Raw genomic sequence first — 22527 nt, forward strand, 5'->3', positions numbered from 1 at the left:
CATTGTAGGTTATAAAGTTTAGTTTAAAAAAAGTGATAATTTTGAAAGGGAAATAATTAAAAGACTTATTTTGCCAAGTACAAATTTTATTAGGAAAATAAAAGTTAGAGGTTCCAAGGTCACTGACCTTGGTCGTCTAAGGAAAAGGGATACTTAAGGGGAAAGGGACTCGAAATCCCTTTCCCTTTAAGCGTGCTTTCTTTTGGAGCTTTTCTTTTCACGCAAAAGAAAAGCGGAATGGTAGGCATTTTATTATAGTGCATAAGTAGTTTACAGGCAACAAACTTATAAAATAATCTTTCTGCCATATTTTTGCTTACGCAATTAAAAGGCTTTCTCCATTATGTTCAAGCCGCCAAAAGGCTTGCCGTTTGGCTATTAAAATTTGCAATAGATTAAAGTTTTATGGGCGTTGCCCACACCCACAACCTTTGAAAAGGTTGACCAAACTTTTATATTCGTGACAGAAACATTGCTCTTTTCTGCCTCTGTTACCCGACCGAAAATAAGTTAATCCACACCCCTACATTCAAACAACTTCTCAAAATTTCCACAAAAAAACCGCCTGCAAAGCAGACGGTTATACTTAGAATTATAAATCGGCACCTATTCTTCTGAATCTTTCATAACGGGCATTAGTAAGTTCTTCGTCGGTAAGTGCAAGATTTTTTTCAAAAGTTCTCTGAATCAAGAGTTTTAGACTCTCAAACATAGCGGCATCCTCTGCCCTCGGCTCTCTGATAATACGCTCAATTACATGCAAGTCAAATAAATCCTGCGCAGTAAGTTTGAGTGCCTCTGCGGCCTGCGGAGCTTTGGAACTGTCTTTCCAAAGGATAGACGCACAACCCTCCGGAGAAATTGCGGAATAAACAGAATTTTCCATCATCCATACTTCATCTGCAACAGCAAGTGCAAGCGCACCGCCGCTGCCGCCCTCACCTACAACAATTGTAAGCACGGGTGTTTTTAAAGTCATCATCTCCATAAGGTTTTCGGCAATAGCCTGTCCCTGACCTCTTTCTTCCGCTCCGATTCCCGGGTAAGCACCGCTGGTATCTACAAAGCAAAGAACAGGGCGGTGGAACTTTTCAGCCTGTTTCATAAGTCTTAGAGCTTTTCTGTAGCCCTCCGGATGAGCCTGTCCGAAATTGCGCTCCATACGCTCTTTTGTATTTCTGCCCTTTTCAATTCCGATTACGGTTACAGGCATATCGTGCAACATAGCAAGGCCTGCCACAACTGCCTTATCGTCGGAATATCTCCTGTCGCCGTGCAGTTCAAAAAAGCTGTCGCCGAACATATGATTTATGTAATCAACAGTTGTAATTTTATTGGCATCTCTCGCCGCCATAACTTTATCATAAGCAGACATTATTCCGACACCTCCCCGTATCCGTGCATCTTAAGCAATTTTACAAGTGTAGCTTTCAGGTTGTTTCTGCTTACAACAGCGTCAACAAAACCTTTCTGCATTACAAACTCCGATGTCTGGAAATCCTTTGGGAGTTTCTGACGGAGAGTCTGCTCAATTACTCTCGGGCCCGCAAAAGCTACAAGAGTATCGGGCTCGGCAAGGATAATATCGCCCTCCATAGCAAAAGACGCAGTAACACCACCTGTTGTAGGGTCGGTAAGAACTGTTATGTATAAAAGTCCGCTGTCGCTGTGGCGCTTAACCGCACCGGAAGTTTTCGCCATCTGCATAAGGGAAAGAATACCCTCCTGCATACGAGCGCCGCCCGATACAGTGCAAACTATAACCGGAAGTGCGTTTTCGGTAGCATATTCAAAAGCACGGGTGATTTTTTCACCTGTTACCGTACCCATACTGCCCATCATAAAATCGGAATCCATTGCGCAAAGCACTGCGTCAATACCGCCGATTTTACATTCACCGCACATTACGGATTCTTTTGAACCTGTGGCTCTTGCTTTTTCAAGCTTTTGGTCATAGCCTGGAAAATCGAGAATATTTTTGCTTGCCATATTGGCGTCATGCTCGCAAAAACTGCCGTCATCGGCAAGAAGTGCCACACGCTGTTTTGCATTCATTCTGAAATGATGACCGCACTTTGTGCAGACACGGAAATTTTCTTCCATATCTGTTGTAAGGAGCATAGTGCCGCACTTAGGGCATTTTGTCCACATTTCCTCGGGAACAAACGGTACATTGGTCTGCTCCTCGGGTCTGCTTTCAAGCTCATTTTTCGGTTTTACAAAAGCAAATAAATCCATAGCCTATTACTTCTTTCCGTCCTTATGCTTTTTTTCAAAATCAAGCATAAAGTCAGTAGTATATTCTCCGCTGACAAACTGCTCGTCCGACAAAATCTCGGCAAGCAAGTCACGGTTGATGTCAATTCCGTCAATGGTAAGCTCCGAAAGAGCCATTTTCATCTTTCTTATCGCAAGCTCACGGCTTCTTGCCTGAACAATGAGCTTGCCTATCATAGAATCATAGTAAGGCGGAATAAAATAATCCTGAAATACAGCTGTATCAAAACGGACAAAAGAACCGCCCGGTATATGCAAACGCTTAATTCTTCCGCAGCTCGGTCTGAAACCGTGCTCCGGGTCTTCTGCATTAATACGGCACTCAATAACATTACCGTGTGTAAAAATGCTGTCCTGGGTTCTTGTAAGTTTTCCGCCTGCCGCAATTCTTATCTGCCACTGTACAATATCAAGACCTGTTACCATCTCGGTAACACCGTGTTCAACCTGAAGACGGGTATTCATCTCCATAAAGTAGAAGTTATTGTCCATATCGAGCAAAAACTCCACCGTACCTGCATTGACATAATTTACAGCCTTTGCCGCCTTTACAGCCGCTTTCATCATTTCCTTACGGGTTCTGTCATCAAGTGCAGGACTTGGGCTTTCCTCAATCATCTTCTGATTTTTACGCTGGACTGAACATTCTCTTTCACCCAGACAGATAGTATTACCGTATTTGTCGCTCAAAAGCTGCATCTCTATATGCTTTACGGGGTGAATGAACTTTTCCATATAACATGCGCCGTCACCAAAAGCAGATTGTGCCTCCGAAGACGCCGCCGCAAAAGCCTCGTCAAACTGCTCAATGCAGTCTACTCTGCGGATACCCTTTCCGCCGCCGCCCGAACGAGCCTTTATAAGCAGCGGAAAACCAATTTTTTCGGCTTCTTCCCTTGCTTTTACGGGGTCTTCTATAATATCGCAGCCGGGTGTTACGGGAACACCTGCCGCACGCATTGTTTTTCTTGCATTGTCCTTATCGCCGAGTAATTTTATCATCTCTGATGTAGGGCCGATAAAGTTTATGTTACATTGCTCACAAAGAGAAACGAATTTTGCATTCTCCGAGAGCAAACCATAGCCGGGGTGAATGGCTTGTGCGCCGCTTTCAATGGCAACGGTAAGTATAGCAGGCATATTAAGATAGCTGTCGGCAACTCTGCTGCCGCCAACACAATAGCTTTCGTCAGCAAGCTGAACATGCATTGCGTTTTTGTCCGCCTCAGAATATATTGCAACTGTACTGATACCCATTTCTCGGCAAGCACGAATAATTCTTACTGCAATTTCTCCTCGGTTGGCTATAAGTATTTTTGAAAACATTTTATCACTTCCAAAAGAAAATTTGCAATAAGTTACTTATTATTTGGAATAAGAGCAAAAGAAAGCTCGGCACTTACGCAAAGCTTGCCGTCAACATAACCTTTTGCATCAATAAAATAGAACACACCCTTGCTCTTTGTAAGAGTACATACACTTTCAAGTGTATCGCCGGGTTTTACCTGATTTTTAAACTTTACATTGTTCATTTTTGTAAAGAAAGGTGTGCATCCCTCAACCTTGCCCGCAAGCAGGCAGCAAGCCGACTGTCCCATCATTTCACAGAGAATAACACCCGGAACAACAGGATTGCCCGGAAAATGTCCCTGTAAAAAGAACTCGTCGCCCTTGATTGTATATCTTCCCTTTGAGGTAACATCGTCGATTTTTTCTGCCTCTTCAACAAGCAGCATATTGTCACGATGCGGTAATATCTTTTTGATTTCTTCCTGATTCATTGTAACTCCTTATTTAACTCTGAACAGAGGCTGACCGTACTCAACAAGGTCGCCGTCCTTAACAAGAACTTCTGTAACCTCGCCGTCAAGCTCTGACTGGATTTCATTCATACACTTCATAGCTTCAACTATGCAGATTGTGTCACCCTTTGAAATTTTCTGTCCCACAGAAACATAAGGATTGCTGTCAGGTGACGGAGCGGCATAAAATACGCCGACAATAGGAGAATTGATTGTTTTGCCCTCGGCAACAGGAGCCGACGGAGCGGCAGGTGCTGCAGGAGCAGCCACAGGAGCCGATTCGTTAACCGATGCAGGAGCATTTGCCTGCATTACAACGGCAGGAGCGGCAGAAATTGCCTTTTCAAGACGGATAGCCGAACCGTCACCGTTTTTTATTTCAAGTACCGAAAGCGATGAGCCTTCAAGCATTTCGATAAATTCTTTAACATCGTTTTTAGAATACATAAATACAGCCCTCCGAATCAGATTTTCTTAAATACTACGCAAGCGTCATGACCGCCAAAACCGAGGTTTGTAGATGCGGCAACTGTTACATCACGCTTAACTGCCTTGTTCGGTGTGTAGTTAAGGTCAAGTTCTTCGTCCTGCTCATTTAAGTGAATTGTCGGCGGAATCATACCGTCACGGAGAGCAAGAACAGAAACAATAGCTTCGATTGCGCCTGTTGCGCCGAGCATATGACCTGTCATTGACTTTGTTGAGCTGATATTTGCATCGTAAGCCTTTTCGCCGAGAGCCGACTTGAACGCCATTGTTTCGGTAAGGTCGTTTAAGTGGGTTGAAGTACCGTGAGCATTGATATAAAGCTGATCGTCATCGGTTGTGCCGGCCTCTGCCATAGCAATTTTGATTGCTCTTGCAAGTCCTGCACCCTCAGGGTCGGGAGCTGTAACATGGTGAGCGTCACAAGTATTGCCGTAACCTGCAAATTCAGCATAAATCTTAGCGCCTCTTGCCTTTGCGTGCTCATATTCTTCAAGTACGAGCATACCTGCGCCCTCGCCCATTACGAAACCGTCACGATTTTTATCAAACGGGCGTGATGCTGTTTCGGGATCTTCGTTTGTGGAAAGAGCCTTCATATTCTGGAAGCCTGCAATTGTAAGAGGAGCGATAACCGCCTCTGTACCGCCTGCAATGATTGCGTCTGCATAACCGTCCTTAATTGCGTGGAAAGCCTCGCCGATTGAGTGTGTACCTGTTGCACAAGCGCTCATAACCGAAAGTGAAACACCCTTTGCTTTAAAGCGGATAGCTACATTACCTGTGGCAATGTTACCGATCATCATCGGAATAAAGAAAGGAGATACCTTTCTCGGGCCGCCCTCGTTGAGTGCAGTTACATTGTTTACAAATGAGTGAAGTCCGCCGATACCTGCGCCGATATACACACCGAAACGCTCCTCGTTAATATTACCGAGGATTCCGCTGTCGTCTACAGCCTGCTGTGCTGCCGCAATAGCGTACTGACAGTAAATATCGAGCTTTCTTAACTCTCTTTTTTCAATATATTTTTCCGGCTCAAAGTTCTTTACAGTACCTGCAAGGTGAACCTTGAGGTCAGAAGTATCAAATGATGTGATTTTTTCAACACCGTTTACACCTGCGAGCATATTTGCCCACATTGTATCTATATCGTTACCTACAGGGGTTATTGCACCCATACCTGTTACTACTACTCTTCTCATTAAAGCACCTCCGATTACATTGCAAGTCCGCCGTCAACTTTGATAACTTCGCCTGTTACATAGGCGGCATCATCAGAGCAGAGGAACGCAACTACATTTGCAACATCTTCAGGTGTACCGATACGCTTTGCAGGAATCTGTGCTTTCATAGCGTCTTTTACCTTGTCTGAAAGTGCGTTTGTCATATCTGTGCCAATGTAACCCGGAGCAACGGCATTAACAGTAACGCCTCTGCCTGCAAGCTCTTTGGCAACAGACTTTGTCATACCGATAATGCCTGCCTTAGATGCCGAATAGTTAGCCTGACCCGCATTACCCATAATACCTACAACAGAAGATGTGCTTACAATTCTGCCGTAGCGTTTTTTCATAAAGTGCTTGTAGGTATGCTTAATCATATTGAATGTACCCTTGAGGTTTACGCCGATTACTGCGTCAAAGTCTTTTTCGTCCATATTGAGAACGAGCTTGTCACGGGTGATACCTGCGTTATTTACAAGAATATCAATTCCGCCGAATTCCTCGATTACCTTGTCAACAACCTCTTTTGATGCGTTAAAATCGGAAACATCGCAGAAATACTGCTCAACCTTTGTGTTGTACTCTGCAAGAGCCTCTTTTGCGGCAATGCCCTCGCTCTCATCGCCAACATAAAGAATAGCAATGTTTGCGCCCTGACTTGCAAGTTTTTTAGCTATTGCAAGACCGATACCTCTTGAACCGCCTGTAATAACGGCTGTCTTGTTTTCAAATTTCATAATATCCTCCAAAATCAAAGGTCAAGTGCTTCAAAATCAGCAGGTGTTTCCACCTTGAAAGCCTTAACGCTGTTGTCAATTCTCTTGATAAGTCCTGTTAAAGTCTTGCCGACACCGATTTCAATAAATGTGTCAACACCGTCTTTAATCATATTTTCAACAATTGTCTGCCATCTTACGGGATTTTCTACTTGTGCTCTTACAAGTTCCTTGTAGTCACCCTCGTACGGCTTTGCTGTATAGTCTGAGTAAATTGTTACTTTAGGATGTGCAAACTCAATGTCCTGCATATACTCCGCAAGGCCCTTTGCCGCATCTGCCATAAACGGTGAATGGAAAGCACCGCTTACCGCAAGCAATTTTGCTCTGCCGCCCGCTGCTTTGACAGCCTCGCAGAAAGCCTCTGCATTTTCGCTTGTTGTAGCAACAACTGTCTGTGCAGGCGAGTTATAGTTTACAGGATATGTCTTGTCAAAGTCCTTGCAAACTTCTTCAACTTTTTCGGGAGTAATTTTCATTACGGCAGCCATCGCACCCGGATTTTCGGTCGCCGCCTTATCCATAAGCTCGCCTCTCTTGCAAACGAGTTTGAAAGCTTCTTCGTCCGAAAGAATACCCGAAAAAGCAAGAGCCGCAATTTCGCCGAGTGAAAAGCCTGCAACGCAGTCAGCCTTAACACCCTTTTCTTCAAGGAATCTCGCAGCAGCAAGGTCTGCCGTAAATACACAAGGCTGTGTGTTTACTGTTTTGCAGAGTTCTTCTGTTGTACCCTCAAAACACTGTGCAGATGTACCTTTGCGGATACCGTCTGCCATATCATATACGCTTTTGGCTGCGGCAGAGGAATTGTAAAGTTCCTTTCCCATTCCGCTGTACTGTGCGCCCTGGCCTGAAAAAACAAATGCTATTTTACCCATTTTGTAGCTCCATTCAATACTTCTTCAGCCTGAGCAAACATTTCTGTAATGATTTCTCTTGCAGGCTGTTCTTTTTTTACCATTGCGGCAACCTGACCTGCAAGAACCGTACCGTGCGAAACATCGCCCTCTCTTACAGCAAGTCTTAATCTGCCGACACCCATCTTTTCAAGTTCTTCGTCACTTACTTCCGATGAGTTGTATTCTGCCTTTGTATATTCACGGGTAAAGGAATTACGGATAGCACGAACAGGATGACCGAGTCTTTTACCTGTTACAACTGTATCAATATCCTTTGCCTTTATGATTTTGTCCTTGTACTCCTGTGCGATTGTACATTCTGTGGCAACCAAAAATCTTGTACCTACTTGTACACCTACAGCGCCGAGCATAAATGCCGCAGCAATCTGTCTGCCGTCTGCAATACCGCCTGCTGCAATTACAGGAATGTTTACAGCGTCAACTACCTGCGGAACAAGAGCCATTGTGGTAAGGTCGCCTACATGGCCGCCTGACTCACCGCCCTCTGCAATAACTGCGAATGCACCTAACTTTTCCATCTTTCTTGCAAGAGCAACGCTCGGAACTACAGGGATAACTTTAATACCTGCATCAAGCCACCTCTGCATATACTTACCGGGGTTGCCTGCGCCTGTTGTAATAACCTTTATGCCCTCTTCGATAACAACCTGAACCGCCTCTTCGACAAACGGACTCATAAGCATAATATTTACACCAAAAGGCTTGTCTGTAAGTTCTTTACACTTTTTAATTTCGGCACGGAGCTGTTCTCCGTTTGAATTCATTGCGGCAATAAGGCCGAGACCGCCTGCGTTTGAAACACCGGCTGCAAGATAAGCGTCTGCTACCCAAGCCATACCGCCCTGAAAAATAGGAAATTCAAGACCGAGTGATTTATCAATAACGGTAGAAATCATATGTACATTCTCCTTTTTTGTATTTCTGCGTCTGCTTTGTGTTTTTGAGCATAACGCAAAACAACATTTGTTCATAATTGCAGTTTTACACTATTGTTTAAATACTACCGCAAATTACATAAATTGTCAATACACATAATGCAAAATAGTGTAGTTTACATCAACAAGCAATTTTAATCTTTTCTATTTTTATTGGCAATCCACATAGTTTATTAATAACTTTTAAAAATCTTTAACTGCAATAGTCCTCCACTGCTCTTCTAAGCGCTTCCTTCCCTGTAATTTCAACACCTTTTTCAAGTTGCATTACATCGCTTTTCGGCAAATTTGAGGACATAGTTCCCGTTTTCAGGTAAATATTACCGCTTTCTTTATAATAAACATTCAGATAGCCGTCCTCTATTTTCAGGATAAAAACATCTTCCTCACACTTATCCTCGGTATTACTCTGCTGTACGGTTTGAGCCGACGCATCTGTACCTGCGGTAAATAAATTTCCTGTTACCGCACAAGCTATTAATATGATTCCTGTTGCGCAAATAAGCTTTTTCACATCAAAAACTCCCTGTAATTTGCTAAATTCAATACTTTCTCGGCAATAAATTCAGCTTTATTTTTAACTGTTTTAACTATATATTTCCGCTTATTTGTATTATTATACATATATTACATTATATTATATAAAATTTTTCTTTGTAAAAGGCTTATTTTTTAAGAAAAATTTGGCTTTTTATATTTATTTTTTTATTCTCAAGTGGTATAATAATCATTAACTGATATTTTTTGTTTTTGGATAAAATTTAAGAGATTAACTTTGTTTTTGTCAAAGAAGGAGAAATTATGCGTAACAAGCGTGAAACAGACATCAGTCAATATAAAGATATTCAGCCGGAGATTAACCCTGCCGTTCGCAAGGTAAATCCGATAAAAAGATTTTTCAAGGCGCTCGGTAAATTTATTTTTACGATTTTCTCGGTATGCGTTGTTGCGGGTCTTATCGCAACTATTTCGCTCGGAATTTACATTGCGAGCCTTGCGTCCGAACCGACAGGCATTGACCTCAGAGCAAAATCGCTTAACCAGACAAGTTTTATTATGGTACAAAATTCAGACGGCAAGTTTGAACAGTATCAAACTCTTTACAGCACAGAAAACAGAATTTGGGTTGACAACCAAAAGATTCCGCAGGCTATGAAAGACGCCGTTGTTTCCATTGAGGACAAGCGTTTCTTCGACCACCACGGAGTTGACTGGACAAGAACCCTCTCTGCCGTAGTAAGTCTTGCCTCGGGCACAGATTCTTACGGCGGTTCTACAATTACCCAACAGCTTATCAAGAATATAACAGATGACAACGAAGTTTCTCTCACAAGAAAAATGCGTGAAATCTGCAAAGCGCTCAAGCTTGAGAACGAATATACAAAGGACGAAATTCTTGAGGCTTACCTAAATGTTGTAAACTTCGGCAACAACTGTCAGGGCGTTGAGTCGGCAGCACAGCTTTATTTTGACAAGAGCATTGAAAACTGCTCTATCGCAGAATGTGCGGCTATCGCAGGCATTACTCAAAACCCGTCAAAATGGAATCCTCTTGCTTATCCGGAAAACAATAAAATCAGACGAGAAATCATCATAAACGAAATGTATGACCAGGGCAAAATCACCAAGGACGAATATGATGCCGCTATGAAAGAGTCTGCAAATATGACTTTTGTAGGCTACACAAGCGATCGTGACGATGAAGATGACAACGATGACGGTTATGTTCAGAACTGGTACATTGACGAGCTTTTCTATGACGCTCAGAAAGACCTTGCTCAGTACTACAACATCAGCGAGGACGCAGCATCTGATAAACTTTACACAGAGGGTCTTAAAATCTACTGCGCAATGGATGTAAGAGCGCAGGAAATGATAGAAAATGCCGCTCAGAACATTGACAAAAGCAGCGACCCCGAATTACAGATAGCTATGACGCTTATGGGGTTTGACGGCAGAGTAATTGCTACTGTCGGCAGCTCAGACAAAAAGACAGGGGCTTTAAGCTGGGACAGAGCGACAGAGTCATCTCTCCAGCCGGGTTCTTCAATCAAGCCTGTTGTTGTTTATCCATACGCAATCGACAACAAAATGCTCTACTTCTCATCTCAGATTGAGGACGCACCGCTCGAAAAGTACGAAACTAACGAGTACGGCGAGCTTGTTTCAGGCCCTAAGAACTGGTACGAAGGCTACAAGGGCACAATGCTTTTGCCTGACGCTATCGAAATTTCTTCAAACGGTACAGCCGCTCAGGCTATGAAAATGATTGGCGGTCCGAGCGTGGCTTACGAGCAGGTAGTAACAAAAATGGGATTTTCTCACCTTGACGAGCAGGACGCTTACAACTCGGGCGGACTTTCAATCGGTGGTCTTACAGGCGGTGTAACAGTTCGTGAAATGGCTGCTGCTTACAACTATATGGGCAACGGCGGTCTTTACTACAATCCTTACACCTACTACTACATTACAGACTCAGAGGACAACATTATTATTGATAACAGAAACGCTGTTCCAAAGCAGGCTTACTCACCAACAACAGCCGCTATTATGAACAGACTTCTCCACTACAATGTAACAAACTCAGTGAATACCGCCGCAGGCTCTGCAAGAATCAGCGGTTGGGATATTATCGGTAAAACAGGTACAACCGATGCCGACAAGGACTCATGGTTCTGCGGTATGTCACCATACGCTACACTTGCTATTTGGACAGGTTTTGACTACCCACACACAATTTCAAATACAAATGTTGCAACAAACACCTTTAACAAGGTTATGAGCTCGTACTTAAGCGGTATGGAGCACAAGGACTTCAAATTCCCGTCTAACCTTATTGAAGCACAGTACAACCCTTATTCGGGTCTTATTGTGTCAACCGAAAATGTTTCTGGCAAATATGTCGGTTATTACACAGAAGACAATATGCCTTCAAACGGCGGTTGGGACGGTTACTACGACTCAAGCGATTCCGATAATTACGATGATTATAATTACGATTCATCATCTAATTATTCAGACAGCTCTTATTCCGGTGACGAAAGTCACTCAGGCGGTGGCGACGGAGATACTTCTTCTGCCGAAAGCCAAGGCGGTGAAGAGCCTAAGCCTGAAGAAAGCGGCGGAGATACCTCATCTGCCGAAAGCCAGGGCGGCGAAGAGCCTAAGCCTGAAGAAAGCGGAGGAAATGTATCTGCTCCGGGAGCTTAAGTCAGTTTATCTTGAAGAACTGTCTGCTTACAGGCAGTTCTTCATTAAATACATAAGGAAGTTATAAATTCCAAACTGAAAGGAAAGGATTTAGAATATGATTTCAGTAGCAATAATGGGCCACGGCGTTGTAGGCTCAGGCGTAGCCGAAATTCTTACAACACACAAACAGAAGCTTTTTGCAAGCATCGGAGAAGAAATTTATGTAAAGCACATTCTTGACCTGCGTGAATTTCCCGACAGCCCTTTGGCCGACAGATTTACAAAGGACTTTAACGACATCTTAAACGACAGAGAAGTAAGAGTTGTTGTTGAGGTTATGGGCGGTCTTAACCCTGCATATGACTTTGTAAAGAAGTGCCTTAAGTCCGGCAAGAGCGTAGTAACATCAAACAAAGAGTTAGTTGCGGCTCACGGTGCAGAGCTTTTACAGATTGCAAAAGACGAAAATGTAAACTTCTTATTTGAGGCATCGGTTGGCGGCGGTATTCCGATTATTCGCCCAATCAGTCAGTGCCTTGTAGCAAATATTGTTGATGAAATTGCAGGTATTTTAAACGGCACAACAAACTTCATCCTCACAAAGATGATTGAGGACGGTATGCAGTTTGACGCTGCCCTCAAACTTGCACAGGATCTCGGCTTTGCCGAAAGAAACCCTGCCGCAGATATTGAAGGTCACGACGCTTGCCGTAAAATCTGTATTCTTGCTTCCCTTGCTTTCGGTAAGCATGTTTATCCGAACTTTGTACATACAGAGGGCATCACCGAGATTACTCTTGAAGATGTAAAATATGCAGAGGCTTACAACTGCGTTATTAAACTTATCGGCAGAGTTAAGCGTCTCGACGACGGCAAGATTGATATTATTGTTGCTCCTATGTTTGTACCAAACAAGAGCCAGCTCGCAAACATTGACTACGAGTTCAACGGCATTATGGTAAGAGGCGACTGCACAGGCGATGTAGTATTCTACGGCAAGGGCGCAGGTAAGCTCCCAACAGCAAGTGCAGTTGTAGCCGATGTAGTTGACTGCTGCAAACACTTAAAGACAAGAAAGTTCTTGTTCTGGGCAGACGGCAACGGCGACAATATTCTTCCTTATGAGGAGTCGGTAACAGCAATGTACATCAGAGCAAACACAACATTCGAGCTTGCTCAGGAAGTATTCGGCTGTATAGATAAAATTGAAAAGGCTGACAGCCCCGAGGGCGAGATTGCCTTTGTAACAGCGCAATTACCCTATGGTGAAATTATTGAAAAAATCGCAGCACTCGAAAGCAGAGGTGCAAAGGTTATTTCAAAAATCCGCATAGGTGATTTATAATTGAAAGAGGAGTAAAAGGACATGAGTTTGATAGTTCAGAAATTCGGCGGTAGCTCCGTAGCAAATGCTGAGCGTGTAATGAATGTGGCTAAAATCGTAACAGAAACATACGCTAAGGGCAACGATGTTGTAGTTGTTGTTTCTGCACAGGGCGACACCACAGACGATCTTATCGCAAAAGCCGAAGAAATTAATCCAAATGGTTCAAAGAGAGAAAAAGATATGCTTCTTGCAGCAGGTGAACAGATTTCTATTTCACTTCTTGCAATGGCTATCGAAAAGCTTGGTTACCCTGCTGTATCACTTCTTGGTTGGCAGGCAGGTTTTGAAACAACCAACATTCACACAAGCGCAAGAATCAAAAAGGTTGACCCAAGCCGTATCCGTCATGAACTTGACAAAAAGAGAATTGTTGTTGTTGCCGGTTTCCAGGGTCTTGCTAAAACAGACGATATTACAACTCTCGGCAGAGGCGGTTCCGATACAAGCGCCGTAGCTATTGCAGCTGCAATGCACGCTGACCTTTGTCAGATTTACACAGATGTAGAAGGCGTTTATACAGCCGACCCAAGAAAAGTTGAAAACGCAAGAAAGCTCAAAGAAATTTCTTATGACGAAATGCTTGAGCTTGCTACACTCGGCGCACAGGTACTCAACAACCGTTCAGTTGAAATGGCTAAAAAATATAACATCGAGCTTGAAGTCCTCTCAAGTATGACAAGAGCTTCGGGTACAATAGTAAAGGAGAAAACAAAAATGGAAAAAATGTTAATCAGCGGCGTTGCTAAAGATACAGATGTTGCAAGAATTTCTGTAACAGGTATTCCTAACGAGCCAGGTCTTGCTTTTAAAATCTTCTCAAAACTTTCTGCTAAGGATATCAATGTAGATATTATTCTTCAGTCAATCGGTCACGACGGCAAGAAAGACATCAGCTTTACAGTTCCTAAGTCAAGAGGTGCCGAAGCTGCCGAGGCTCTCAAAGATTACATTGAGAACTTTGACGGTACAGAAATCCTCGTTGACGAGAGCGTAGCTAAGATTTCAATTGTCGGCGCAGGTATGGAAAGCCACGCAGGCGTTGCAACAAAGATGTTTGAGGCTCTTTACGATGCACAGGTAAACATCCAGATGATCAGCACAAGCGAAATCAAGGTTTCTGTTCTTATTAATGAGAACGATGCAGATAAGGCTGTTAGAGCTATCCACGCTAAGTTCTTTGATTAATTTATAGTTTTATAAGCATATCAAAAGCTCCTCTTTGTTGGGGAGCTTTTATTTTATCGTTAATTTTATAAGGTTTTTATAGAACGCTTAGCAAAATAATTATAAAAGTTTGGTCAATCTTTTCAAAGGTTGTGGGTGTGGTAGTTCATCGCGCAAGTTAAGTGAAATAATTAAAAATTTAGGTCAAGCCTTTTTAAAGGCTTGCGGGTTTGGGCAGCGCCCATAATATCTTCCGATATTATAATTTATCGGGCGCAAACAGCCACGCTGTTTGCGTGCTTGCACTTAAGTTTGGCAAAACAGGCGACAGCCATTATAAGCAGAAACGCTAAAAGCATAGTCAAAGCATTGCGTTGACTATGAAAATGAAGTGTATTTTCTTTTATTGCTCTCGCAAAGGCTTTCGCCGTTGTGTTCAAACCGCCAAACAGCAAGCTGTTTGGCTATCGTTAGTTTGCGTAAGCAGAAAATATTTGTGGGCTTTGCCCACACCCACGACCTTTAAAAAGGTCGATCAAACCTTTTAGTTATGTATTTTAACATTGCAGTAAATTAAGCTAAACCATAATTACCCAATTTTTGATAAAGAAATCTTAATAAAAAGCCAAACAAAAAATCCCGACGGACAAATCCGTCGGGATAAAAAACTTTGGAAATTAAATTACTTAACTTCAACTTCAGCGCCAGCTGCTTCGAGCTTAGATTTGATCTCATCAGCCTCGTCCTTAGATACAGCCTCTTTAAGAGTCTTAGGTGCGCCGTCAACGAGAGCCTTAGCTTCCTTAAGACCAAGACCTGTGATCTCACGAACAGCCTTGATAACAGCAATCTTGTTGCCGCCAGCACTCTTAAGAACTACATCAAACTCTGTCTGCTCAGCAGCAGCAGAAGCAGCCTCTGCAGGACCTGCAACAGCAACTGCAGCAGCAGCTGATACACCAAACTCATCCTCTACAGCGTGTACAAGCTCTGAAAGCTCGAGAACTGTGAGGCCTTTTAATTCTTCAATAATAGCAGTAATTTTCTCTGATGCCATTTTAATTTACCTCCGATATAATAAGTTGTAAAATTTAAGTTAATATTGCAGATTATTCTGCAGCAGGTTCCTCAGCAGGAGCCTCTTCTGTTGCGGCTGCTAAACAAGCCTCAACACCGCCCTTATCAACAACAGCCTGAATAGCTCTTGCGAAAGAAGCAATCGGTGCCTGGAATGCACCAAGTACATTTGCGAGAAGTACATCTCTTGTAGGAAGTTTTGAAAGAGCTGTGATTGTATCCATATCAATAACAGCGCCGTCAAGGTAACCTGACTTAACCTTAAAGTTATCGTGATCCTTAGCATAGTTGCAGAGGATTCTTGCAGCAGCAGCGTATTCGCTGTCGCTTGTAGCGAGAGCTGTTGTACCCTCAAGAACAGGCTTAATGCCCTCAAGACCTACTTCATCACAAGCACGAGATAAAAGTGTGTTCTTAACTACTGAATAGTGTACATTGTTTTCACGAAGTTCTTTTCTAAGCTTTGTATCGTCCTCAGTATTGATACCCTCGTATGAAACAACTAAACCTGTAACAGAGTTCTTAAGTCTTGCTGTAAGTTCTTCAACGATGACTTTCTTCTGCTCTAAAACACTTTGACTTGGCAATTATTTCACCTCCAAAATTTTTTAAACGCAGTATCTAAAGTTCTTAAAAAACAAGGCAGTCCGATTAGACCTCGGACTGCCGCAAAAATACAAAAATAATGTAAAATTGCATCTTCCTCGGCAGGCGGTATAACCTTTATGCATATTGCACCTGCTGTCTTTAGAACAGCGAATTTATATTCACACCAAAGGTGTAAACATTAAAGTAATTATAATCAAACACCAAACTTAGCAGGTGAAATACGAACGCTTGGTCCCATTGTTGATACAATGGCAACTGAACGAATGTACTGACCCTTTGCAGCAGCTGGCTTAGCCTTTACGATAGCTTCCATAAGTGTATCGAAGTTCTCGCCGAGCTTTTCTGCGCCAAAGCTTACCTTACCGATTGGGCAGTGAATGATGTTTGTTTTGTCAAGACGGTACTCAATCTTACCTGCTTTAGCTTCTTTAACAGCCTTAGCAATGTCAGGAGTAACAGTACCTGCCTTTGGGTTTGGCATAAGACCACGAGGACCAAGGATTCTACCTAAACGACCTACAAGACCCATGCAGTCAGGAGTTGTGATAAGAACATCAAAGTCCATCCAGTTTTCCTGCTGAATCTTCTGAGTCATATCCTCAGCACCTACAAAGTCAGCACCTGCTTCCTTTGCAAGCTCCTCATTAGCGCCCTTACAAATTGCAAGAACTCTAACATTTTTACCTGTACCGTTAGGGAGTACAACAGCGCCTCTAACCTGCTGGTCAGCGTGACGGCTGTCAACACCGAGCTTTACATGAAGCTCAACGGTTTCATCAAACTTAGCGGTGCTTGTCTTGATAACAGTTTCAAGAGCCTCGCCTGGTTCGTATAATTTTGATTTGTCAACGAGCTTAGCTGCGTCAACATATTTTTTACCGTGTTTCATCAGTTTTCCTCCATTGATAGGTGGTCAATCGGGAATTCCCTCCCACCCGGATAATTAGTCAACTACTGTAATACCCATGCTTCTTGCAGTACCTGCAACCATGCTGATTGCAGCTTCAAGAGAACCTGCGTTAAGGTCCGGCATTTTCTGCTCTGCAATCTTTGTGATCTGCTCACGAGTAATCTGAGCTACCTTTGTCTTGTTTGGTACGCCAGAACCACTCTCAATGCCGCAAGCCTTCTTAAGAAGAACTGCTGCCGGTGGAGTTTTAGTAACGAAAGTGAATGAACGGTCTGCATAAACTGTGATAACAACAGGGATAATAAGACCTATGTCATTCTTTGTGCGCTCGTTAAAATCCTTTGTGAACGCAACGATATTTACGCCGTGCTGACCAAGAGCAGGTCCAACAGGCGGAGCCGGAGTAGCCTTTCCGGCAGGTATCTGTAACTTAATTAAGCCAACTACCTTCTGAGCCATTGTGTTTGCACCTCCAAAATTCGTGGTAAATTGCGGGACACCACTATGTAGGTTCCCTCCCACAGGGAACATTTTGTTCCCAATAATAAGCCGTAAGGCAAATTATCTGTGATTAATCCTCAAGCAGTTCAGCCTGACCTAACTCAAGCTCAACCGGAGTTTCTCGTCCGAACATTGAAACAATGACACGGACATAGTTTTTGTCAGCGTCGATTTCCTCAACCACACCGACAAAATCATCAAGGGGACCATCGATAATACGAACTGAATCGCCCACCGAGTAGTTCACCTTTACAGAGCGGGTTTCAACGCCCATTCTGTAAACCTCAGCATCTGTAAGTGGAACAGGTTTAGATCCCGGTCCTACAAATCCTGTGCATCCTCTGATATTTCGTACTACATACCACGTTTCATCAGTGTAAACCATCTTAACAAATACATAGCAAGGATAAATTTTATTTTCAACCTCTTTTGTTTTGTCGCCGACGGTTTCGGTTACGATTTCTGTAGGTACTTTAACATCAACAATCATATCCTGAAGATTTCTGTTCTCTGCAGTTGTCATTAAGTCAGCTGCTACCTTATTTTCGTAGCCGGAATAAGTATGCACTACATACCATTTTGCTTCTTGATCTGCCATTTACTTTCTTCCTTTCGTAAGTTAGTAATAACAGAGATTAAGCTGAAGTGTTCATAACTAAGCCGAGCAGAGCGAAAAGTCCTCTGTCAAGGCCGAAAATGAACAGTCCCACAACTACAATTACGCCGATAACAATACCGAAGTTCTTTGTAGTCTGCTTTGGTGAAGGCCAAGTAATTTTCTTGAGTTCACCCTTGCACGCACTGAGGTACTTAAAAAGCTTTTGAAAAACATTCTGTTTGTTTTTCTTAGCAGGTTTCTTGGCATCCGCTTTCTTAGCGTCAGCCTTTTTAGCTTCAACCTTTTTGTCAGCCATTTTAAACCTCCATTATTTTGTTTCCTTGTGCGGAGTGTGTTTCTTACAGAAACGGCAGTACTTGTTCATTTCAAGTCTGTCGGGACTGTTTTTCTTGTTTTTCATTGTGTTGTAATTACGCTGTTTGCACTCTGTGCAGGCCAATGTGATTTTAACTCTCATAACGGCACCTCCCGGTTTTTTCGGAATATTTTAGCCTCCCTCAATAGGGCAGAAAAATAAAGCCCCTTTCAGAGGTATAACTATTCTATCATATACAAAACACTAAGTCAAGTGTTTTTTCGCAAAAAATCGCAGTATTTCTGCTTTTATATAAGATTAATCATTAAGTGTCGATGCTTTAGAAACATTCTTTTTCTTCGGCTTTTCGGGCTTAACCTTTTTGCCCTTGTATTTTCTTGCGGCTTTTGCGGCCTTTTTCAGGTCATCGCTTAAATACTCAAACACTGTGTTGAACTGCTCATCATCAAGTGCATTGAGCAATACTATGGTGATAATTGCGCGTGTGTCAACATCGCCGTTGTTGTACTGAAGATTAAAGATACCAACGAGTTTTTCAAGCTGCGGCTTTGTTGCGGATTTTACATAATCAACAATCTTCGGAGCAATCTTTTCTTTTGCGAAAGTTGCGCCTCTGAACGGAAAATATCCGTCCTCTTCGTACTTGATTTCCTCTTTAAGTTCAGGGAAAACAGCTACAAAGCGCTTTGCAAGGAACTTTGGATCCGCATTGCCGTCATCGTCCTTTTTCTTTTTCTGCTTAATCTGCTTTGCACGCTTAACGGCAACAGCGCCCGAAACGCCCTCAATAAAGTCGTTTGAAATACTCTCGACATCTTTCTGTGTGCTTTCTTCGTCAAGCATCCATGTGGCAAGAGTTTTCCACTCGTTGTCAGGGCCTTCCTCTGTCATAGTACAGGTGCGCAGTACCATATGAGTTTTTTCTTTGTAATAAACTACCGAATAAGCAACATTTTCGCTTGTAAAAAGCGCTACAATTTCCTGCTTGTCATCGGCCGCTACCTTTTGTCTTGTATATCCGGCAGGAGCAAGCTGAGCCTCAACCTTACCTGCAATATATTCAAAAGCATTTTTTATTTCCAAAGTCATACATCCTTTCTAAATGTATTCACCAATATATTATACAGTTAATATGTGCACTTGTCAATTACAGAAAAGGGCAACGGCACGCATTATTTTTTTGTTTTAACTTGAAACCGATGCCTTTATATGTTATTATTAAGAGGTATAATTTTATGCAATAACGAAAAGAAGGTTTTAATATGTCTTCAGCTAATGCCATCGGTGTGTTTGACTCCGGGCTTGGAGGATTGAGTGCGGTAAGAGAATTTCTGCACATTCTTCCAAATGAAAATATAATATACTTCGGCGATACGGGCAGAGTTCCCTACGGAAACCGAAGCCGAGAAATCATTACAAAATATGCTTTTCAGGATACAAATTTTTTGCTTGAGAATAATGTAAAAATGATTGTTGCAGCCTGCGGTACGGTAAGTTCTGTTGCAGGCAAAAAGCTCGAAAGCGACCTGCCTGTTCCTTACACAGGCGTTATAAATCCGACTGCCTTTGCTACTGCAAAAAAGACAAAAACAGGCAGAATCGGCGTTATAGCCACAGCCGCTACAATAAGCACACATAACTACAAGGCTCGTCTTGAAAAGTTAAATCCCGAATTTAAGGTATTTGAAAAGGCTTGCCCTCTCTTTGTTCCGCTTGTGGAAAACGGATTTATACATAAAGACGATCAGATTGTTCGCCTCACAATAAAGCATTACCTTACGGAGCTTGTGGAAAATGATATTGACACACTCATTTTGGGCTGTACTCATTATCCGTTGCTTGCAGATGCGATTTCAAGCGTAATCGGCAACAGCATTGAGCTTATTGACTCCGGCTACGAAACCGCTTTATACACCAAAAAGGTGCTCGGAGAAAATAATCTCCTCAACAACAGCACCGAGCAAGGCGCTTCATCATTCTTTGTAAGCGACACTCCCGAGGGCTTTGAAAGTGTTGCGGAGTTATTCCTTGGCAAAAATATGGAGCACACGGTAACGCAGATAGATATTGAAAAATACTGATAATCGGAGGAATTTATGGAAAAAGAAAAGAATCCTTATATGATTTCGATTGTCGGTGAGCAGAAAGTTGAAGGACAAGACGACCGCATTGAAGTAATTACCGAGGGTAAATATATGATGAAAAACGGTCATTTCCTTATAAACTACAAGGAATATGACGAAGATTTGCCCGATAAGTTTCTCAACAACCTGGTTAAGGTTGAAAACGAAACCGTTACGATTTCACGCAAAGGACCGTTAAGTTATCAACTTATACTTGAAAAAGGCAAAAGACATCAGTGTATGTACCAAACCATTGCGGGCACGCTTTCAATCGGTGTGTTTACAAAAACGCTGAACAACAATCTTAACGAAAACGGTGGTTCACTTGAGGTTATCTACACTCTTGACTTCAACTCGGACCTTGTGAGTGAAAACCGATTTAAAATAGACATTGAAAAGAAGAAAGAGGTAGAAAACAATGAACATTTATGCTGAAGCAGTCGGCAAGCTTAAACTTGCAATTAATTCTGCCATTGAAAAGGCAATTTCAGAGGGTGACCTGCCACAGGCAGAATTACCCGATTTTATTATAGAAACACCTGCCGACAGATCACACGGCGACTTTGCAACAAATGCCGCTATGGCCGGCGCAAAGGCTTTCCGTATGCCTCCTTTCAAAATTGCACAGGCTATCACATCACACCTCGACCTTGAGGGTACAATGTGCGAAAGATTTGAAACCGCAGGTCCGGGATTCATCAACTTTTTCCTCGGTTCAAAATTTTATTCTGCAGTAGTAAACAGCGTACTTGAAAATCCGGAAACCTACGGCAATTCGGATTTTGGCAAGGGCGAAAAGGTAATGGTAGAGTTCGTATCCGCAAACCCTACAGGCCCTATGCATATGGGTAACGCAAGAGGCGGCGCACTCGGCGACTGTCTTGCCGCTGTTCTTGATAAGGCAGGCTACAATGTATGGCGTGAATTTTATGTAAACGACGCCGGCAATCAGATTGAAAAGTTCGGCTGCTCACTCGAGGCCCGTTATCTCCAGATTTTTAAGGGTGACGAAATCGTATTCCCCGAGGACGGTTATCAGGGCGTTGACATAACAGAACTCGCACAGGAATATGCCGACATTCACGGCGACAGCCTTGTAAATGTATCTTCCGAAGAGCGCAAAAAAGCTCTTGTAGATTTTGCACTTCCTAAGAATATAAGCAAAATGCAGAGCGATATGGCAAAGTACAACATCACTTATGACAAGTGGTTCTTTGAGAGTGAACTTCATAAGAGCGGCGCTGTAAAGGCGGTTGTTGACACACTCACGGAAAAAGGACTTACATATGAGCAGGACGGCGCTGTATGGTACAAGAACAAGCAGGTACTTACAGAAAAACTTTTAAAGCAGGGCAAAACTCAAAAATACATTGACAATCTTGAATTAAAAGACGATGTACTTATCCGTCAGAACGGCAACCCTACCTACTTTACAGCCGACATTGCTTATCACAAAAATAAATTTGACAGAGGTTTTACAACTCTTATTGATATATGGGGCGCAGACCACCACGGTCATGTAATGCGTATGAAAGGCGCAATGGACGCTATCGGCTATGACGGCGACAAACTCAATGTTGTGCTTATGCAGCTTGTAAAGCTCGTTAAGAACGGCGAAATAGTAAGAATGAGCAAGCGTACAGGTAAAGCAATTCAGCTTGGCGACCTCCTTGAGGAAGTACCTGTTGACAGCGCAAGATTCTTATTCAACACCCGTGAGGCAAATACACAGATGGACTTTGACCTTGACCTTGCGGTTGCACAGGACAACCAGAACCCTGTATATTATGTTCAGTATGCGCACGCAAGAATTTGCAGTATCATTAAGGCGCTTGCAAAAGACGGCATTAACCCACGCAAATGTACAGATGCGGAGCTTGCACTTCTCACAGCGCCCGAAGAAAAGGAGCTTATCCACCACCTCGCATCATATACAAATGAGATTGAGAGTGCGGCTAAGGACTATGACCCAACCAAGATTACCCGCTATGTAACACAGCTTGCAACACTTTTCCACAAGTTCTACAATGCCTGCCGTGTTAAGGGCGAAGACGAGGCACTCACACAGGCAAGACTTGCACTTTGCGAAAGCGTAAAGGTTGTAATCAAGAATGTTCTTACAATGTTCAACATCTCTTGCCCGGAGAGTATGTAATTTTTATAATTGATACCGAAGTTAAAATCCCCTCAGATATTAAATCTGAGGG

25 protein-coding genes and 1 other annotated feature are annotated in these 22527 nt (G+C 42.8%); of the genes, 7 read left to right on the top strand and 18 right to left on the bottom strand.

Annotated elements, in window-relative coordinates; translation table 11 throughout:
• Positions 1–592 precede the first annotated feature (592 nt).
• From H8R91_RS10085 to H8R91_RS10130, 10 genes are all read right to left on the bottom strand, one after another.
• On the bottom strand, positions 593–1375 hold the full coding sequence (locus tag H8R91_RS10085) for an acetyl-CoA carboxylase carboxyltransferase subunit alpha (protein ID WP_022234173.1): 783 nt from the start codon (positions 1373–1375) through the stop codon (positions 593–595).
• Positions 1375–2238: an acetyl-CoA carboxylase, carboxyltransferase subunit beta gene (gene accD / locus H8R91_RS10090; protein ID WP_022234172.1), complete on the bottom strand. Its 864-nt coding sequence runs from the start codon at positions 2236–2238 to the stop codon at positions 1375–1377. The genes H8R91_RS10085 and accD overlap by 1 nt, the downstream gene beginning before the upstream one ends.
• A gap of 6 nt (positions 2239–2244) precedes the next feature.
• Complete coding sequence (accC, locus tag H8R91_RS10095) at positions 2245–3603, bottom strand: acetyl-CoA carboxylase biotin carboxylase subunit (RefSeq protein ID WP_178587003.1); 1359 nt, start codon at positions 3601–3603, stop codon at positions 2245–2247.
• Positions 3604–3635: 32 nt separating this feature from the next.
• Positions 3636–4058 (bottom strand): 3-hydroxyacyl-ACP dehydratase FabZ family protein, encoded by a 423-nt coding sequence (locus tag H8R91_RS10100; RefSeq protein WP_022234170.1) that lies wholly within the window; start codon positions 4056–4058, stop codon positions 3636–3638.
• Positions 4059–4067: 9 nt separating this feature from the next.
• Positions 4068–4526 (bottom strand): acetyl-CoA carboxylase biotin carboxyl carrier protein, encoded by a 459-nt coding sequence (gene accB / locus H8R91_RS10105; protein ID WP_186935991.1) that lies wholly within the window; start codon positions 4524–4526, stop codon positions 4068–4070.
• 17 nt (positions 4527–4543) lie between these two features.
• Entirely contained in the window at positions 4544–5770 is a 1227-nt protein-coding gene (fabF, locus tag H8R91_RS10110; RefSeq protein ID WP_186935993.1) for a beta-ketoacyl-ACP synthase II, read from the bottom strand.
• A 14-nt stretch (positions 5771–5784) separates the two neighbouring features.
• The gene (gene fabG / locus H8R91_RS10115) at positions 5785–6528 is read right to left on the bottom strand and encodes a 3-oxoacyl-[acyl-carrier-protein] reductase (protein WP_178585916.1); all 744 of its coding nucleotides are present in this window, start codon (positions 6526–6528) and stop codon (positions 5785–5787) included.
• A 14-nt stretch (positions 6529–6542) separates the two neighbouring features.
• The gene (gene fabD / locus H8R91_RS10120; protein ID WP_186935995.1) at positions 6543–7445 is read right to left on the bottom strand and encodes an ACP S-malonyltransferase; all 903 of its coding nucleotides are present in this window, start codon (positions 7443–7445) and stop codon (positions 6543–6545) included.
• Entirely contained in the window at positions 7433–8383 is a 951-nt protein-coding gene (gene fabK, locus H8R91_RS10125; RefSeq protein WP_022235546.1) for an enoyl-[acyl-carrier-protein] reductase FabK, read from the bottom strand. Before fabK ends, fabD begins: the two co-directional genes overlap by 13 nt.
• A 232-nt stretch (positions 8384–8615) precedes the next feature.
• Positions 8616–8936 (bottom strand): hypothetical protein, encoded by a 321-nt coding sequence (locus H8R91_RS10130; RefSeq protein ID WP_186935997.1) that lies wholly within the window; start codon positions 8934–8936, stop codon positions 8616–8618.
• Positions 8937–9223: 287 nt separating this feature from the next.
• Here H8R91_RS10130 and H8R91_RS10135 point away from each other — a divergent pair, with 287 nt between their 5' ends.
• From H8R91_RS10135 to H8R91_RS12310, 4 genes are all read left to right on the top strand, one after another.
• Positions 9224–11632, top strand: a complete 2409-nt coding sequence (locus tag H8R91_RS10135) for a transglycosylase domain-containing protein (protein ID WP_186935998.1) — start codon at positions 9224–9226, stop codon at positions 11630–11632.
• A gap of 97 nt (positions 11633–11729) precedes the next feature.
• Complete coding sequence (locus H8R91_RS10140; RefSeq protein WP_186936000.1) at positions 11730–12959, top strand: homoserine dehydrogenase; 1230 nt, start codon at positions 11730–11732, stop codon at positions 12957–12959.
• A gap of 21 nt (positions 12960–12980) precedes the next feature.
• Complete coding sequence (locus tag H8R91_RS10145; protein ID WP_186936001.1) at positions 12981–14186, top strand: aspartate kinase; 1206 nt, start codon at positions 12981–12983, stop codon at positions 14184–14186.
• Between the two features lie 209 nt (positions 14187–14395).
• Positions 14396–14518 carry a hypothetical protein gene (locus H8R91_RS12310; protein ID WP_279287608.1) on the top strand — a complete coding sequence of 41 codons (123 nt, stop codon included), beginning with the start codon at positions 14396–14398 and terminating at the stop codon, positions 14516–14518.
• A gap of 329 nt (positions 14519–14847) precedes the next feature.
• Here H8R91_RS12310 and rplL read toward each other — a convergent pair whose 3' ends face one another.
• From rplL to H8R91_RS10185, 8 genes are all read right to left on the bottom strand, one after another.
• Entirely contained in the window at positions 14848–15222 is a 375-nt protein-coding gene (rplL, locus tag H8R91_RS10150) for a 50S ribosomal protein L7/L12 (RefSeq protein WP_186936003.1), read from the bottom strand.
• A gap of 52 nt (positions 15223–15274) precedes the next feature.
• Positions 15275–15829: a 50S ribosomal protein L10 gene (rplJ, locus tag H8R91_RS10155; protein ID WP_022235552.1), complete on the bottom strand. Its 555-nt coding sequence runs from the start codon at positions 15827–15829 to the stop codon at positions 15275–15277.
• A gap of 40 nt (positions 15830–15869) precedes the next feature.
• Positions 15870–16011: a sequence feature (ribosomal protein L10 leader region), on the bottom strand.
• 33 nt (positions 16012–16044) lie between these two features.
• Entirely contained in the window at positions 16045–16740 is a 696-nt protein-coding gene (rplA, locus tag H8R91_RS10160; RefSeq protein ID WP_022235553.1) for a 50S ribosomal protein L1, read from the bottom strand.
• Between the two features lie 54 nt (positions 16741–16794).
• Positions 16795–17220: a 50S ribosomal protein L11 gene (gene rplK, locus H8R91_RS10165; RefSeq protein WP_022235554.1), complete on the bottom strand. Its 426-nt coding sequence runs from the start codon at positions 17218–17220 to the stop codon at positions 16795–16797.
• Positions 17221–17332: 112 nt separating this feature from the next.
• On the bottom strand, positions 17333–17860 hold the full coding sequence (gene nusG / locus H8R91_RS10170) for a transcription termination/antitermination protein NusG (protein ID WP_022235555.1): 528 nt from the start codon (positions 17858–17860) through the stop codon (positions 17333–17335).
• A gap of 37 nt (positions 17861–17897) precedes the next feature.
• Complete coding sequence (gene secE, locus H8R91_RS10175; protein ID WP_022235556.1) at positions 17898–18176, bottom strand: preprotein translocase subunit SecE; 279 nt, start codon at positions 18174–18176, stop codon at positions 17898–17900.
• Positions 18177–18188: 12 nt separating this feature from the next.
• A complete protein-coding gene (gene rpmG, locus H8R91_RS10180; protein WP_022235557.1) occupies positions 18189–18338 on the bottom strand; it encodes a 50S ribosomal protein L33 in 150 nt (49 codons plus the stop codon).
• 156 nt (positions 18339–18494) lie between these two features.
• Positions 18495–19280, bottom strand: a complete 786-nt coding sequence (locus H8R91_RS10185) for a DUF7674 family protein (protein ID WP_186936005.1) — start codon at positions 19278–19280, stop codon at positions 18495–18497.
• A gap of 179 nt (positions 19281–19459) precedes the next feature.
• Between H8R91_RS10185 and murI the strand changes: the two genes are divergently transcribed.
• Genes murI through argS form a run of 3 tightly spaced genes read left to right on the top strand, consistent with a single transcriptional unit; the run spans position 19460 to position 22475 of the window.
• A complete protein-coding gene (murI, locus tag H8R91_RS10190; protein WP_022235559.1) occupies positions 19460–20278 on the top strand; it encodes a glutamate racemase in 819 nt (272 codons plus the stop codon).
• 15 nt (positions 20279–20293) lie between these two features.
• A complete protein-coding gene (locus H8R91_RS10195) occupies positions 20294–20755 on the top strand; it encodes a YwiB family protein (RefSeq protein WP_186936007.1) in 462 nt (153 codons plus the stop codon).
• Entirely contained in the window at positions 20739–22475 is a 1737-nt protein-coding gene (argS, locus tag H8R91_RS10200; protein ID WP_186936009.1) for an arginine--tRNA ligase, read from the top strand. The genes H8R91_RS10195 and argS overlap by 17 nt, the downstream gene beginning before the upstream one ends.
• The last annotated feature ends 52 nt before the right edge of the window (positions 22476–22527 follow it).

This window comes from Ruminococcus intestinalis, from assembly GCF_014288065.1.
Taxonomy (GTDB): domain Bacteria; phylum Bacillota; class Clostridia; order Oscillospirales; family Acutalibacteraceae; genus Ruminococcoides; species Ruminococcoides intestinale_A.

Coding starts and splice junctions, on each gene's coding strand:
- nusG (WP_022235555.1), bottom strand. CDS start 17,860: ATGGCAGATCAAGAAGCAAAATGGTATGTAGTGCATACTTATTCCGGC.
- rplA (WP_022235553.1), bottom strand. CDS start 16,740: ATGAAACACGGTAAAAAATATGTTGACGCAGCTAAGCTCGTTGACAAA.
- H8R91_RS10085 (WP_022234173.1), bottom strand. CDS start 1,375: ATGTCTGCTTATGATAAAGTTATGGCGGCGAGAGATGCCAATAAAATT.
- H8R91_RS10140 (WP_186936000.1), top strand. CDS start 11,730: ATGATTTCAGTAGCAATAATGGGCCACGGCGTTGTAGGCTCAGGCGTA.
- fabD (WP_186935995.1), bottom strand. CDS start 7,445: ATGGGTAAAATAGCATTTGTTTTTTCAGGCCAGGGCGCACAGTACAGC.
- H8R91_RS10135 (WP_186935998.1), top strand. CDS start 9,224: ATGCGTAACAAGCGTGAAACAGACATCAGTCAATATAAAGATATTCAG.
- fabK (WP_022235546.1), bottom strand. CDS start 8,383: ATGATTTCTACCGTTATTGATAAATCACTCGGTCTTGAATTTCCTATT.
- rpmG (WP_022235557.1), bottom strand. CDS start 18,338: ATGAGAGTTAAAATCACATTGGCCTGCACAGAGTGCAAACAGCGTAAT.
- H8R91_RS10145 (WP_186936001.1), top strand. CDS start 12,981: ATGAGTTTGATAGTTCAGAAATTCGGCGGTAGCTCCGTAGCAAATGCT.
- H8R91_RS10195 (WP_186936007.1), top strand. CDS start 20,294: ATGGAAAAAGAAAAGAATCCTTATATGATTTCGATTGTCGGTGAGCAG.
- secE (WP_022235556.1), bottom strand. CDS start 18,176: ATGGCTGACAAAAAGGTTGAAGCTAAAAAGGCTGACGCTAAGAAAGCG.
- accC (WP_178587003.1), bottom strand. CDS start 3,603: ATGTTTTCAAAAATACTTATAGCCAACCGAGGAGAAATTGCAGTAAGA.
- rplL (WP_186936003.1), bottom strand. CDS start 15,222: ATGGCATCAGAGAAAATTACTGCTATTATTGAAGAATTAAAAGGCCTC.
- H8R91_RS10100 (WP_022234170.1), bottom strand. CDS start 4,058: ATGAATCAGGAAGAAATCAAAAAGATATTACCGCATCGTGACAATATG.
- argS (WP_186936009.1), top strand. CDS start 20,739: ATGAACATTTATGCTGAAGCAGTCGGCAAGCTTAAACTTGCAATTAAT.
- fabG (WP_178585916.1), bottom strand. CDS start 6,528: ATGAAATTTGAAAACAAGACAGCCGTTATTACAGGCGGTTCAAGAGGT.
- accD (WP_022234172.1), bottom strand. CDS start 2,238: ATGGATTTATTTGCTTTTGTAAAACCGAAAAATGAGCTTGAAAGCAGA.
- murI (WP_022235559.1), top strand. CDS start 19,460: ATGTCTTCAGCTAATGCCATCGGTGTGTTTGACTCCGGGCTTGGAGGA.
- accB (WP_186935991.1), bottom strand. CDS start 4,526: ATGTATTCTAAAAACGATGTTAAAGAATTTATCGAAATGCTTGAAGGC.
- fabF (WP_186935993.1), bottom strand. CDS start 5,770: ATGAGAAGAGTAGTAGTAACAGGTATGGGTGCAATAACCCCTGTAGGT.
- rplK (WP_022235554.1), bottom strand. CDS start 17,220: ATGGCTCAGAAGGTAGTTGGCTTAATTAAGTTACAGATACCTGCCGGA.